Source organism: Fluoribacter dumoffii NY 23 (assembly GCF_000236165.1).
GTDB classification, from domain to species: Bacteria; Pseudomonadota; Gammaproteobacteria; order Legionellales; family Legionellaceae; genus Legionella; species Legionella dumoffii.
Map to the genome: position 1 here is coordinate 530,362 of NZ_CM001373.1, position 14,372 is coordinate 544,733.

Genomic DNA, 14,372 nt, shown 5'->3' on the forward strand with positions numbered 1-14,372 from the left:
CAACGACAATGTTAAATAAAGAACTTGAATTCACCTTGAATTTAGCTTTCAAGGAAGCCAAAGAGAAACGTCATGAATTTATGACCGTTGAGCATTTGTTGTTGTCATTACTTGATAACCCAGCGGCTGGGAGTGTACTTCAAGCATGTGATGCCAATATTGAAGCATTACGTCGCGACTTAATTGAATTTATTGATGAAACTACTCCTAGAATACCTGAGGATGAATTAGATAGAGAAACTCAACCAACTTTGGGTTTTCAACGCGTCTTACAACGCGCCGTCTTTCATGTTCAATCCGCAGGAAAGACTGAGGTGACAGGTGCTAATGTCCTGGCAGCTATTTTTAGTGAACAAGAAAGCCAGGCAGTGTATTTTCTACGTCGTGAAAATATCACTCGTCTAGATGTAATCAATTATATTTCGCATGGTGTTTCCAAGTATCAAAATAATGACATGCATGAAAACATGAACTCTATGGAAGATGAAATGAGTTCATCTGAAGGCAATGAATCACCTTTGGAAAGTTATTGTACAAACCTAAACAGACGGGCGAAACAAGGAAAAATTGATCCTCTAATCGGACGTCATGAAGAGATACAACGTACTATTCAAGTATTGTGCCGTCGCAGAAAAAATAATCCATTACTGGTTGGCGAAGCAGGGGTTGGTAAAACAGCAATTGCTGAGGGACTTGCCCGACGCATTGTGGATGGGGAAATACCCGATGCAATCCGCGATTGTATCGTTTATTCACTCGATTTGGGTGCGTTGCTTGCAGGTACCAAATACCGAGGTGATTTTGAAAAACGCTTAAAAGCAGTGTTAAAGCAACTCGGGCAACAAGAAGGGGCCGTTCTCTTTATTGATGAAATTCATACTATCATAGGTGCTGGTGCAGCATCAGGTGGTGTTATGGATGCATCAAATCTGATTAAACCCTTGCTTGCAAACGGTGAGTTAAAATGTATCGGCTCTACAACTTATCAAGAGTATCGAGGAATATTTGAAAAAGACCGTGCATTAGCAAGACGATTCCAAAAGATAGACATTCCAGAGCCAACAGTTGATGAAACGTTTGAAATCCTGAAAGGTTTAAAAGGTCGGTTGGAAGAGCATCATGGCGTGAAATTTACCATACCTGCACTAAAAGCTGCTGCTGAGTTGTCTGCAAAATACATTAATGATCGATTCTTGCCTGATAAAGCAATTGATGTTGTGGATGAAGCAGGTGCATATCAAAATTTATTAACTGCCAGCAAACGTAAAAAAATAATCAGTGTCACTGAAATTGAAAGCGTTGTGGCAAAAATTGCCCGCATACCTATCAAGAAAGTTTCTGCTCGTGACAAAGATACCTTACGTAATCTGGAACGTGATCTGAAACTTTTAGTCTATGGACAAGACCAGGCAATTACTGCATTAGCCTCTGCAATCAAGCTGGGTCGCTCTGGCCTTAGAGATCCGCAAAAACCAGTGGGATGTTTCCTGTTTGCTGGACCAACAGGCGTTGGAAAAACAGAAGTAACCCGCCAATTGGCTAATGTTTTAGGCATAGAACTACTGCGTTTTGATATGTCGGAATACATGGAGAAACATACTGTTTCACGTCTAATCGGAGCGCCTCCAGGATATGTTGGTTATGATCAAGGAGGGTTGTTGACCGAAGCCGTGACTAAAAATCCTCATGCCGTGCTGTTGCTTGATGAGATAGAAAAAGCACATCCCGATGTATTTAATTTGCTGTTGCAAATTATGGATCATGGGACTTTAACCGATACTAACGGCCGTCAGGCAGACTTTAGACACATCATTCTGGTCATGACTTCTAATGCCGGTGCCGGAGAGTTGGTACGCAATTCAATAGGTTTCTCCCAACAAGACAACAGCAATGATGGTCTTGAAGTAATTAAAAAACAATTTAGCCCTGAGTTTAGAAACAGGCTCGATGCAATCATTAACTTTGCTCCATTAGATTCAGTGACGATCGGTTTGGTAGTGGATAAATTCATTATGGAACTGGATGAGCAGTTGAGTCATAAAGGAGTCACTTTTAATGTTGATAAGATGGCTCGTGAATGGCTTATTGAGCATGGCTACGACAAAGTCATGGGCGCTCGTCCAATGGCAAGGCTGATTCAAGAAAATGTCAAAAAACCACTCGCTGATGAACTTTTATTCGGTAAGTTAGTACATGGCGGTCATGTAACCTTAAAAGTTAAAGATGGGAAATTGCATTTTGATAGTCATGATCATAGAGAGGGCGTTTTTTAAATGACGTTGTCTGTAATAATAATAACCAAAAATGAAGAAAAAAATATTAGAAGGTGCCTTGAATCCGTTCAATTTGCTGATGAAGTAATTGTTCTGGATTCAGGAAGCACCGATAATACAGTGAGCATTGCTAAAGAATATACCGAACATGTTTTCATTACGGACTGGCCCGGGTATGGAGCGCAAAAACAAAGAGCCTTATCCAAAGCTCACGGCGACTGGGTGTTGAATCTCGATGCGGATGAATCGGTTAGTGAACAATTACAACGCGAGATTATTGACGCTATGGCATCTGATTCAGCGGATGCTTTTCGAGTTGCAATTCAAATGTATTTCTACAATAAACCCCTGAGATATTCTTCCAGTCCTACGCGTCACATCCGTCTTTTCAAGCGTGCAAATGCCTATTTTAGCGATGATATTGTGCATGAAAAAATTGTGCTTCCGGAAGGGATTCGTATAGGTAAAATTAAAAATTCTATCATGCATCATTCGTTTAAAGATGTAAGTCACGTTCTTTATAAAATGAACAAATACTCATCCTATAGTGCAAAAACCTATATCCTCAAAAAAAGAAAACCCAGTTTTATTAAGACTATGGCAAGTACCTCATGGATGTTTTTTCGATGCTATATCTTGCAACGTGGATTTTTAGATGGAAGAATAGGCTTCTTGTTTGCAGTGTTTAATGCCCAGGGAACCTTCTATCGTGGCATCAAGCAATTGTATCAAGACAGTAACATGGACCAATTACCATCCTTGACAAAAAGTACAGAGGAATTAATTTGAAACGGATTTTTTTTAAAGAAGAAATTAATTTATTAGTGCCCGTTTTTCTTGTTTTATTAATTTTTTTTATTCCTATAAGCTCTACTATCAAATCCATTTTAATGGTATTAACCATCTTGTCGTTGCTTACTGCACCATTTTATCGCGAGTATTTACCTGTTGCTTTTAATACTTTTTGGGCACGGGCTGCTCTCATTTTGTTTCTCGATATTTTTGTTTCCTGTTTCTGGTCACAAGCCCCTTTTTCAATGCAATATAGTGTTATTGATAAATACAGCAAGTTAATTTTGTTGCCTATTCTTGCTGTAGGTTTCATTAAACCACGAACCCGGTTTTGGGTATTAAACAGTTATATTGTTGCCATGCTTGTTACCTGTTTTCTTTCTATTCTGAAAGCGAAAAGTTTTTTAGCAATTAATACTTCTGATCCTGGCGAAGTTTTTTACAATCACATTGTTACTGGATTTATGATTGCTCTGGGGGTTTATTTCGCGGGAATTCTAATGTCTCGGAAAAACATAAGCAGAACATTGCGATTTGTTTATATATTTATGGTGGTATTAGGAAGTTATCAAACGTTTTTTGTTAATACTGGAAGGTCAGGTTACGTTGCCTATGGAATATTGATGTTGTTATTGATCATTCAAAAATATCCTCCCCGGAAAGCATTAATAGGGATTACCACGTTTCTGGCTGCACTTGGATTGACTTATATTCTGAGCCCTGTGATGCAAATGAATACGCAAATGATGATAAACGATATTAAACTGTTACAACAAAATCAAGCCGATACTTCATTGGGATTCAGACTACAGTTTCACCAGTATGCTCAATCTTTATTTGAAAAAAATCCTGTTACAGGCCTGGGGACAGGAAGCTTCCAGTATAGTTTTTCTAAAGATCAACCGGTTCCTACCTGGGGAACTAAGCTGAATGATCCTCATAGCCAATATTGGCTACTCCTTGCAGAGCAAGGAGTAATCGGGATAATACTTTTTATTGCTTTTTTAGGAGCCTTGTTTATCACCGCGTTCCAACTTAATGAAATGAAACCATTTCTCCTGGGGATGCTGGTTTCATTTAGCATTATATCATTCTCAGACACTGTATTTTGCTATTCCACAATAGGTTATTTATTAACTCTTTTCAGTGCTTTGTGTATCGGGGAATTACTTGAAAAAAATGGAAGACCTGTAGCGCATAAAAAACTGATAAATAATAACTATGAAATGAACGCGAATTCTTAACCATCCTAATTGATTTTAAGCACCAGGATGAACACCTCCTGAGCAAATCATGAATGAATTTCAGTCGGTGTTTATTCTCCACAGTGTTCTAGATATCTTCTAACTGCACTGGCCAAAAATGATAAAAGTGATTGACTGGGCCATTACCCAGACCAACACTTTCATCTTTTGCAGCATGTATCGCTTGATGTAAATAATTTTTTGCAATGCGACAGGAGGTATGTAAATCCATTTTCTGTGCCAAACAAGCAGTTATTGCTGCGGAAAGGGTACATCCAGTACCATGCGTATTCCTTGAGTGAACTCTGGGGCCTGTAAACCAGTGGGTATCCCCATCTGTCCCGATTAACAAATCATTTGCCTCATGAGATACCATATGTCCGCCTTTAAGCAAAACATATTTGGAACCAAACTCCAGTAATTTTTTTCCCACCTCCAGCATTTCTGCTTCATTTGTTGCATTCATCCCGCAAAATGTAGCGGCCTCTGGAAGATTGGGTGTGATTAGGGTAGCAAGCGGCATCAATTGGGTTACCAATGAGTTTATTGCTTCGGGTAGTAATAGAGGATCCCCACTTTTTGCAACAGTTACGGGATCGATAATAATTGGAATATCGCGAGCATTTTTTTCGAGGAATGAGGCGATTGTTTCAATGATTTCGCTATTAAAAAGCATACCGATTTTTATACTGTCGGGCTTTATATCTTCAAAAATGGCATTGAGTTGATCCTCTATGGCTTGCAGTGGAATAGTGTAGCAGTGTTTCACACCGCAGGTGTTTTGTATTGGCAAAGCGGTAAGAACAGTCATTCCGTAAGCTCCCAAAGCTGAAAAAGTCTTTAGATCAGCTTGAATTCCTGCACCACCGGAGCCATCAAATCCTGCTATAGATAAAGCTTTATATTGCATCTATGATACTCTCTCAATTATTTGCGACATGGAAGTCCAGTCTGGATTGTATAAATTATCTACAAATACCTGTTTGAAGGAAGCGGGTCCTTTGGCTTGCTCATGGGCTAATTGCCCGCATAAACCAAAATACGCTGTTGCCTCAAGCGCTGCTTGAAAATGATGGCTATGACAGGCAATAAATGCGCTAATTACCGCAGTCATTGTACAACCCATTCCGGTAATTAAAGGCATATAACTCGAGCCGAACGGCAGTAATTTTTGCTCCACTCCATTGGTTATAAAATCTTCAGGTCCACTGATTACAACTGTTTTTTGCGACTGCGCCACCAAGGCTGCACTTTTGATTGCGGTCATTACCGGGTCTGTGCTTTCTACTCCCTTTGTACCCCCATTTGCTCCTGATAAGGAAATAATTTCACTGGCATTGCCTCTGATGGCTTGAGCATAAGGGAGTAATTTCATTGCTGCAGCAGTACGGAGTTTACTTGCACCTGCACCAACAGGATCAAGAATTAGGGGCTTACCTATAGAATGTGCAAATTGAGCAGCGAGTTGGGCTTTATCCATAAAGACATCATTTAAAGTACCAATATTGATATAGACCGCCTGACTCAGTTGGGTTAATTCTTCGATTTCATCTCGAGATTCCGACATGAGAGGGGCAGCACCCAGGGCCAAGAGGCTATTTGCCATAAAATCCATGGTGACATAATTAGTAAGGCAAAGTATCAGGGGTTTTTGTTTCTTTAACAGAGAGATAGTGGATTGTATTTGCTCGAGCATGGATGTTCCTGAAATGTTATACTTCGCGAAATAGAGATAAAGTCGCGAAGTATATTCAGAAAGTTACCAGGCTGCAATTTTCTCTTCGGGGCGTAAGGAACATTCCTCAGATACAGAACCATCATTACATACAACGAGCCCAGTCATATTGTAGGTATCAACAACGCCACCTTTCCATAAACAACAGCCTCGAAACAATTGTAAATCCATGACCGCGTGCGGTGTGCAATAGCAAGTGGAGTAAAAACCATTTTTACATACAAGTCGTCCTGCTGATGAGTCACAATAACTAACTCCGCCCATGTTACTGCAGCAACCAGATATATATTGGGATTGGGCAAACGCGGGTGAGATCAGAATACTTAAGATACTTGCGTAAAAAAAAGTTTTAAGTGATTGCATCTTGATTTCTCGAGTTATTTTTCTTTTTTATCTGATTAGAATAGCATAGGGGCTATTTCAATTTCTACTGTATTAGGCAACTTGCCTTATTTTTCCGTAGCTCTTAGGGCTTTCCAAAACAAGATATTGGCTAATAATAATTAACTGGAGGACTTGGGGGGACTTGCAGCATCTGCAGGAAATCAGGATAAAGTCCCAATAAATAACTGACGCCTAAACCAGCTAGCAGACCAAACAAATGAGATTCCCAGGATATCCCTTTTTCTTTGGGAAAAATTCCAAAAAAAATACCGGCAAAATAGTAGATACTGATAACTCCCAAAATTATGGTGGTTAATGTTGCGGTTTGATAAATATTACTCACTAAAAAGCCCCAATAACCGGTGATCAGACCACTAGCGCCAATGTGTAAACCAGGTTTGGCAAAGAGCCACACAGCAATACCGCTTAAAACAGTAATCAGTACCGTAACAACGATATAATAGGTAAGCCCATTAATTAAAATAAAATTACTTAAAACTACCAAAGGGATCGAATTAAAGAAAATATGGTTAAAATTTGCATGCAGAAGCGGCGCAAATAGAATACCGGGCAATCCCCGCACATGTCTTGGGATAATTCCCAGTAATAAAATCCCTTTAAAAACCAGACTTACAAAAAAGAAAAGCCAGGGGATAAGCAAAATAATTTCCAATGTAGGAATGTTATTATTAGTCTGGTTTATAATGAAGTCCACACTGTTGCTTAATTCTTCAAGCATGCGCTACTCGTTTATGTGAGTGATTTCACAGGTTAAATTTCCTTTTGCCAACACTACCTCAATGGAGTCGCCAAGAGCCACTTGTTGGCTTGAGAATAATACTTTATTTTCTTTCTTGGCAATGGCATATCCTCTATCCAGTGTAGCCAAGGGACTGACCGCATGCAAGGTGGATAATTGGGTTCTTAATTGATATTTAAGTTGGTTCATTTTATTTTGCATGAGCTGGATTAATTGTAAGGTGATTTTTTCGAGTAATATCCGAGTTTGCCGGATTTGGGTTTTGGGATTTTGAGCATGCAAACGATTCATGCACAGATGCAGTTGATGTGTTCTTTGCTTCATAATAGCGACCATTTGGGCGATTAGTTGTCGCTCCAAATAATCGGCTGTCTGCCAATAACTGGCAATCGCTTTCTGCGGTGAGGATATTTTATCGGTTAGATGGTGCAACCTGACCTGGTATTTTTGTAAAAATCGCTGCATTGCATCATGCATGCGTGAAATGGAGTGATTCAGTAACTTAAATAAATCATTACAATCTGGCGTGACTGCTGTTGCGGCTGCGGTAGGGGTTTCCGCTCTGTAATCTGCAACAAAGTCAGCAATTGTAAAATCTGTTTCATGGCCTACGCCAGACACCACAGGAATTGTGCTTTTTGCAATATGGCGTGCCAATTGTTCATCATTGAAGGCCCAAAGATCCTCAATACTTCCTCCTCCGCGAGCAAGAAGCAGAACCTCACACCTTTTTTCCTTATTGGCATGTTGCAAGGCTTTGATCAGTTGTTGGGCTGCTCCAGCCCCCTGGACTTCACTGGGATAAATCAATACTTTTGCTAATGGAAAACGTCGGGCCAGGGTAGATAAGATATCGCGAATTGCTGCCCCTGTAGTTGAAGTAATTACTCCAACGACACGTGGCATGACAGGAATCGGTCTTTTCCTGGTTGTATCAAATAAACCTTCTGCTGCAAGCTTGTTTTTCAATTCCTCAAAACGCTGATAAAGCGCACCAAGGCCAGCTTCGGTAATTTCTTCCACTATCAGCTGATAATCACCTCGCGCTTCATACAGGCTTAACCGTCCTTTAGCAACGATATGCTGTCCATCTCCCAGTTTATTCGTCAGTGTACTGAGGTGACGATTTTTAAAATACACACAACGGATTTGGGCGCTGTGGTCTTTTAAAGTGAAATAAAAATGACCCGATGTGGGTTTACTCAAATTAGAGAGCTCCCCTTCAACGTATACAATTCCCAGTTCATTTTCGAGATAGCTTTTAACTTGCCGGTTAAGTTGAGTGACAGTAAGGATGTTTGGTTTTTCCATCATATGTTGAAGATTATCCTCTAAATTTAAAAATTACTCTAAATGTGGGCCTACCCCGGGGTATTTGCATAGGTTGATCGCCTATGCGCCTCTGATTGCTGTGTATCTTACAAGAGGGAGCAATATGCCATGGTCTTTAATACTAAAGGAGTTGCCTGTCAAACATGCAGATTACCAAAATTTATCATCGGCTAACAGCCATAAACCCAACTTCCTGCATGAGCCATCTTGGCAAACCTTCCTAGAATAAGCTATGATCTTTCTTCTTAAAAATAAGAAATAAAAATAAAATGAACTTCGTCCAAATTAGAAAATCAGGTTTTTTTAACTCATTTTTGTTTTTGCTCCTGGCAATGAGTTTGGCTGGTTGTGTTGACTTATCAGGAGGCAGGGCCTCTGAGAAAAGGCCAATCCCCAAAACTGCCCAATCTTTGATCCATGAACCTGCCTCTCATAATAAAGCGAAATCAGAAAAAAGTGTGAAAGTAAGCACGTCACAAACCTATCATGGGGAAGTGCATACCATGCTGGGTGGCCTTGGTCTTTTCAGCACAGGAATGAGAACTTTGAGCGGTTCTGTAGTTGAGGAATTTAATGTTCCGGCCCCAAGTAACATGTGGTACAACGCGGGTGATGTGACACGTTCCATTGTATCTTATTATCGCAAGCATCAGATGCATAGGCCTATTATTCTTGTGGGACATTCTTTGGGTGCTAACGAACAAATCAAAGTAGCGCGCAATTTGGAAAAAGCAGGCATTCCTGTGGATTTATTAGTTACTGTTGATGCAGTATCACAAACGATCGTGCCTCCTAATGTGAAACATGCAATGAATTTTTACAAACCTGGATTTGTGCCCATGTTCAGCGGCTTAAAGCTCCGAGCAGTAAATCCTGAACAAACTCGTATTGACAATATTAATGTGGGTGCGTTAAAAGGCGTTCAAGTGAACCATTTCACAATCGATAAAGATCCGGTTGTACAAGCTATGATAATGGAAGAAGTAAAAAAGGTGTTAAGTAATGCAAATAGAGCAAATGGATAAAAAAGATTGTCCCCGGGTCTGCGTTATTGGAGCAGGCCCCAGTGGGCTCGCTGCAATTAAAAATTTGCAAGAACAGGGAGTAACCAATATCACCGTATTTGAAAAAAATGCTCAAATCGGTGGAAACTGGGTATATGACGAAAATGATGAGCACTCCAGTGTTTATGAAACCACCCATATTATCAGCTCGAAACGCTGGTCAGAGTTTGAAGATTTTCCTATGCCAGCTCACTATCCCGATTATCCATCGCATACTTTGGTTTTAGACTATTTTAAAAGCTATGCGCAGCATTTTAATTTGACCCAATACATTCGCTTTAACAGCACTGTTATAAAAGTAGAGCATACCAAACACCGGCAATGGAAAGTTATTTTTGAAAATAATGAAGGTACTCATGAGAAGTATTTTGATTATTTGCTGGTGGCGAATGGACATCACTGGGACCCCTACATGCCCGAATACCCCGGTAAATTTTCTGGGCAACTAATTCATTCACATCAATACAAAAAAGCTTCTGCTTTTAAGGATCAACGTGTTTTAGTTGTAGGCGGTGGAAATTCTGCTTGTGATATAGCGGTCGAGATAGCACGCAATTCTCCCAAAACCTGCATTAGCATGCGTCGAGGTTATAATATTTTCCCCAAATTCGTTTTTGGTAAACCAACTGATGATGCAGTGGCCAAAATCAGATGGATGCCTTCCTGGTTGAGGCAGAAAGTGTTGAGTTTTTTTATCCGCATTCTCCAGGGGCGATATGCCAAATATAAACTGATGAAGCCGGATTGTGGTCCTTTAGAAATCCATCCCACCATTAATTCAGAATTACTTTATTTCATTAGGCATGGGGAAATATTTCCTCGTCCGGGTATTACCCATTTTGAAGGGAACAGAGTTTATTTTACTGATGGTGCTTACGAAGAGTTTGATACAGTAATTTTTGCCACGGGTTATAAAATTAGCTTTCCGTTCATTGATAAAGAAATTGCTGATTTTAGTAACTCAACCAAAATACCGCTTTATCGTAAAATGATGCATCCAGATTTTGATAATTTGTATTTCATAGGTTTGTGTCAGCCTCAAGGGTGTATTTGGCCGCTTGCAGATTATCAGTCAAAAATAGTTGCACGCATCATTATGGGCACGTTGAAACGGCCTGATCATTTACATGAAAAAACACTTCAGGAAATGAATAAGCCTCACTATCGATTTAAATCGCATACTCGCCATGCTGTGGAAGTGGATTATCACAAGTTCCGACGAGAGTTACTGGATATGCTCGAAGCATAAGTGAGTCATGTAGCCCTGGGTTAGATGTAAGCTAACCCAGGATTTGCCTAAATTCGGTTGCGCCTCTTCAATGAGGTAAATTTAATTCCTTGATTCCTGCCGTTTAATGAGTGCACACATTAATTTTTCAATATTGGTTACATGTGGATTTTCTTGATGAATTATTGCCTTGGTTCGTTCGTCACAATAGCCTTTAACTTCTTTATCTGGAAAAATATAGAACTTTTTTTGTCCTGCTTCATGGACTATATGTTCCGCGATTTCAATAGCAGAACGTGAATGGGACAAAAGTCCTTTTAAAGCGTCCTGAAAAGAAGAATTTGCATTGGTTGTATGTGATAAGAGGGCTGTATCTGTAAACGAGGGAAAAACTACAGACACATCCACTGGTTTTTTCATACGTACCAAATCAAAATGCAATGACTCGGACAAGGCAAGGACTGCATGTTTTGACATAGAATAGGATGCGGTTTGTGATCCGGTACACAATGCATACAAACTTGCTATGTTGATAATGTGTGAAGAAAACGTTTGGCGGAATAAAATGGGGGTAAATGCTTGGATGATATGAATCATCCCATACAGATTAACATCCATAACTTTTTGTACCTGGTGCAGATCTAACTCCCAAAAAGGTGCCAATTGACCAATAATACCTGCATTATTATAAATCCAGTCCACCCGTCCCAGTTGATTTTCAATCTCTAGCACCATCTGGGCTACCTCGGCAGGTTGGGTTACATCGCAAGCAATTGGCAGAACCTTGTCCGGGTACAAGGCTAATAAATTTTTTGCTTCTTGCTGGAGTTTAATATCATCTTTATCCACCATAACTACGGTATAGCCGCCTTGCAAATTGACTTGGCTTAATGCCAGGCCAATGCCATTTGCAGCTCCGGTGATTACAGCTACTTTCATTTTTTTTCCTTTTGCTATAATGTTCTTATAATACCACCAAAGATAAGGGATTATTTTGAAAAACGGCGGCGAAATACCAAATCCTAATGAGTTCCCAGAGGAACCAGATGAATATCCATTTGAACCACAACCTTATGAACCCGACGTTCCTGGGTCTCCCGAGCCTGAGCCTTCACAACCTTCTGAACCTGATCTGGAATAGGGATTTCTACTGGATATTCAAGCTTTCTTAATCCCCAATCATCAGCTGATCCAAGGCTTTTCCTATATCTTTTGCCCTCATTAAACTTTCACCAATCAGGAAGGTATTAATTCCATGAGATTGCATCATAACGACATCCGTACGGGTATTTATCCCGCTTTCAGTAATGATAATTTTGTTTTCGGGAATATATTGTTTCAATTGGATGCTCAGTTGAATATCAGTCTTAAATGTATGGAGGCTGCGATTATTAATGCCAATTAAAGGAGTAGGTAAACGCAAGGCCTTTTCCAATTCTTCCCTACTGTGGCTTTCTACAAGTACTGCCATTTGCAGTTCATGTGCCAACTGGCAATAATCTTTTAATTGAACCTCATCAAGTAAAGCCACAATTAATAAAATACAATCAGCACCCAGAGCCAGACTTTCATAGATCTGATAAGGATCAATAATAAAATCTTTACGCAGTATAGGAAGTTTACACTGAGCTTTTGCCTGGGCTAAATAATCAGGATGACCCTGAAAAAAATCCACGTCAGTAAGTACTGAGAGACAACGTGCGCCATGCTGTGCATAGGTTGTTGCGATTTCTGATACATTAAAGTCTTCCCTGATTAATCCTTTACTTGGGGAAGCCCGTTTGATTTCTGCAATAATTGCCGGGGATTCATCAACGGTCAAGGCAGCAACGAAATCCCGTCGCTCCATAACGGGTTGTTGCTGGAGATAATTTATAGATCTATTTTGCTTGGCAAGCGCAATTTCTTCTTGCTTACGTTGGGCAATACGTTGTAACACACTATTCATGATTCACTTCTTTATTCAAAATTTGAGTTAAGTTGCCAAGTTGCGTAAAGCATTCGGAGGCTTTACCACTATCTAGGGCGATTTTAGCCTGCTCCAATGCCTCTGCAAAAGTAGCATTTTCCTGGGCACAGTAAATTGCGGCCGCGGAATTTAATAAAACCATATCACGCGCGGCTCCAGGTTTTCCAGAAAATACTTCTCTGATGATTTCTAAACTTTGGCGGGGTGAATCCACAATCACCTCATCTAAGGAATGATATTTGATGCCATAGTCTTCCGGTTTAATTGCCCAATGATTGAAAATACCTGCTCGATACTCAAGTACCTCTGTGGGTGCTGCAATGCTGATTTCATCCAAACCGTCATGCGAACTTATCACCAAAGCGCGTTCGCTTCCCAAATGAGCAAGAACTGCGGCTAAAGGTTTTTGCCAATGAGTTGAAAACACCCCTACAACTTGTTTCTTGACGCGCGCTGGGTTGATTAAAGGACCCAGTAAATTAAACAAAGTCCTGATACCCAGTTGTTGACGGGCTGTTCGGGCATAGTGCATGGCCGGATGATAATGGGGGGCAAATAGAAATGCCAAACCACATTGTTGAATACAGGTTTTAATTTGCTGATCGGAAAGGCTTAAAATAAATCCTGCCTGCTCTAAAAGATCAGCGCTGCCGCTACGGCTCGAAACAGAACGATTGCCATGTTTGGCGACGGGGAAACCCGCCGCTGCTACTACAAAACTGCAGGCTGTAGATACATTAAATGTATTTTTTCCATCTCCGCCTGTCCCAACTATATCAATCAGATTGGTGCCAAGATCTATGGGCTGAGCCAATTGCTGCATGACTTCAGCTGCTGCAATGAGTTCTTCTGTAGTTTCTCCTTTCATCCTCATGAGAGCCAGGAAGGTCGCAATTTGCACGTCATTATATTCGCCTGACATGCAGGAATTTATGACTGTATGCATTTGTTCCGGACTAAGATTTTTTTTGGCGATTAAATGTTCAAACAAAAGATTGGGTTTCATAATGTAAGAAATTCTCTAATAATTGCAGCCCATATTGACTTAATATTGCTTCTGGATGGAATTGTAGACCAAAAACAGGATATTGACGATGTGAAATTGCCATAATGGTGTTATTTGTCCATGCATCAATTTTAAGACACCCAGGAAGACTGTCTTCGTCTACTGCCAATGAATGATAGCGTGTTGCTTTGAAAAGGTTGGGTATATTTTTAAAAATTCCTTGCTGGTTATGTTCGATGATTGAGGTTCTTCCATGCATAATTTCTGGTGCAGGAATAATCTGGCCGCCGAAAGCCTGAGCAATACTCTGGTGTCCAAGACAGATGCCTAATATTGGTATAGTTCGATAAAATGTGTGGATCGCTTCCATCGATATTCCGGCATCCTTAGGGGCTTTGGGGCCTGGGGAGATAACTAAATAATCCGGAGCAATTTCTTTTATGCCGTTTATGCTGATTTGATCATGGGTATAAACTACTACTTCCTGTTTAAGACATTGAAAATATTGAACCAGGTTGTAAGTAAATGAGTCATAATTGTCGATAATGAGTAGCATGGCAAATCAAAAAGTTAATCAAAGTATCC

The 14,372-nt window shown here is 40.2% G+C and carries 15 protein-coding genes; 6 read left to right on the forward strand and 9 right to left on the reverse strand.

Features of this window, described 5'->3' with window-relative positions; all coding sequences use genetic code 11:
* Positions 1 to 8 precede the first annotated feature (8 nt).
* The 3 genes from clpA to KYQ_RS02450 are packed head-to-tail and all read left to right on the forward strand — an operon-like array spanning position 9 to position 4,309.
* Complete coding sequence (gene clpA / locus KYQ_RS02440; RefSeq protein WP_010654138.1) at positions 9 to 2,273, forward strand: ATP-dependent Clp protease ATP-binding subunit ClpA; 2,265 nt, start codon at positions 9 to 11, stop codon at positions 2,271 to 2,273.
* Positions 2,274 to 3,062, forward strand: a complete 789-nt coding sequence (locus KYQ_RS02445; protein WP_019349604.1) for a glycosyltransferase family 2 protein — start codon at positions 2,274 to 2,276, stop codon at positions 3,060 to 3,062.
* Positions 3,059 to 4,309 (forward strand): O-antigen ligase family protein, encoded by a 1,251-nt coding sequence (locus KYQ_RS02450; RefSeq protein ID WP_010654136.1) that lies wholly within the window; start codon positions 3,059 to 3,061, stop codon positions 4,307 to 4,309. The genes KYQ_RS02445 and KYQ_RS02450 overlap by 4 nt, the downstream gene beginning before the upstream one ends.
* A gap of 88 nt (positions 4,310 to 4,397) precedes the next feature.
* On the opposite strand, the gene thiD is transcribed toward KYQ_RS02450, so the two are convergent.
* The 5 genes from thiD to xseA all read right to left on the reverse strand — a co-directional run bounded on the left by thiD (position 4,398) and on the right by xseA (position 8,502).
* Entirely contained in the window at positions 4,398 to 5,219 is an 822-nt protein-coding gene (thiD, locus tag KYQ_RS02455) for a bifunctional hydroxymethylpyrimidine kinase/phosphomethylpyrimidine kinase (RefSeq protein WP_010654135.1), read from the reverse strand.
* Positions 5,220 to 6,005, reverse strand: coding sequence for a hydroxyethylthiazole kinase (thiM, locus tag KYQ_RS02460; protein ID WP_010654134.1), 786 nt, complete (start codon positions 6,003 to 6,005; stop codon positions 5,220 to 5,222). It abuts the gene before it with no gap.
* Positions 6,006 to 6,068: 63 nt separating this feature from the next.
* The gene (locus KYQ_RS02465) at positions 6,069 to 6,407 is read right to left on the reverse strand and encodes a hypothetical protein (protein WP_010654133.1); all 339 of its coding nucleotides are present in this window, start codon (positions 6,405 to 6,407) and stop codon (positions 6,069 to 6,071) included.
* 130 nt (positions 6,408 to 6,537) lie between these two features.
* A complete protein-coding gene (locus tag KYQ_RS02470) occupies positions 6,538 to 7,167 on the reverse strand; it encodes a rhomboid family intramembrane serine protease (RefSeq protein WP_010654132.1) in 630 nt (209 codons plus the stop codon).
* A 3-nt stretch (positions 7,168 to 7,170) separates the two neighbouring features.
* Entirely contained in the window at positions 7,171 to 8,502 is a 1,332-nt protein-coding gene (xseA, locus tag KYQ_RS02475) for an exodeoxyribonuclease VII large subunit (RefSeq protein WP_010654131.1), read from the reverse strand.
* Between the two features lie 287 nt (positions 8,503 to 8,789).
* On the opposite strand from xseA, the gene KYQ_RS02480 reads away from it, so the two are divergent.
* Both KYQ_RS02480 and KYQ_RS02485 read left to right on the forward strand, forming a co-directional pair.
* Complete coding sequence (locus tag KYQ_RS02480) at positions 8,790 to 9,545, forward strand: thioesterase domain-containing protein (protein WP_010654130.1); 756 nt, start codon at positions 8,790 to 8,792, stop codon at positions 9,543 to 9,545.
* Positions 9,523 to 10,833: a flavin-containing monooxygenase gene (locus KYQ_RS02485; RefSeq protein WP_010654129.1), complete on the forward strand. Its 1,311-nt coding sequence runs from the start codon at positions 9,523 to 9,525 to the stop codon at positions 10,831 to 10,833. The genes KYQ_RS02480 and KYQ_RS02485 overlap by 23 nt, the downstream gene beginning before the upstream one ends.
* Before the next feature lie 81 nt (positions 10,834 to 10,914).
* On the opposite strand, the gene KYQ_RS02490 is transcribed toward KYQ_RS02485, so the two are convergent.
* Positions 10,915 to 11,751, reverse strand: a complete 837-nt coding sequence (locus tag KYQ_RS02490) for an SDR family NAD(P)-dependent oxidoreductase (protein ID WP_010654128.1) — start codon at positions 11,749 to 11,751, stop codon at positions 10,915 to 10,917.
* A gap of 55 nt (positions 11,752 to 11,806) precedes the next feature.
* On the opposite strand from KYQ_RS02490, the gene KYQ_RS19275 reads away from it, so the two are divergent.
* Positions 11,807 to 11,953, forward strand: coding sequence for a hypothetical protein (locus KYQ_RS19275; protein ID WP_019349605.1), 147 nt, complete (start codon positions 11,807 to 11,809; stop codon positions 11,951 to 11,953).
* 27 nt (positions 11,954 to 11,980) lie between these two features.
* On the opposite strand, the gene trpC is transcribed toward KYQ_RS19275, so the two are convergent.
* Genes trpC through KYQ_RS02510 form a run of 3 tightly spaced genes read right to left on the reverse strand, consistent with a single transcriptional unit; the run spans position 11,981 to position 14,343 of the window.
* Positions 11,981 to 12,760: an indole-3-glycerol phosphate synthase TrpC gene (gene trpC, locus KYQ_RS02500; RefSeq protein ID WP_010654127.1), complete on the reverse strand. Its 780-nt coding sequence runs from the start codon at positions 12,758 to 12,760 to the stop codon at positions 11,981 to 11,983.
* Positions 12,753 to 13,787, reverse strand: a complete 1,035-nt coding sequence (gene trpD / locus KYQ_RS02505; protein WP_019349606.1) for an anthranilate phosphoribosyltransferase — start codon at positions 13,785 to 13,787, stop codon at positions 12,753 to 12,755. The genes trpC and trpD overlap by 8 nt, the downstream gene beginning before the upstream one ends.
* Positions 13,765 to 14,343: an anthranilate synthase component II gene (locus KYQ_RS02510; RefSeq protein WP_010654125.1), complete on the reverse strand. Its 579-nt coding sequence runs from the start codon at positions 14,341 to 14,343 to the stop codon at positions 13,765 to 13,767. Before KYQ_RS02510 ends, trpD begins: the two co-directional genes overlap by 23 nt.
* Positions 14,344 to 14,372 lie beyond the last annotated feature (29 nt).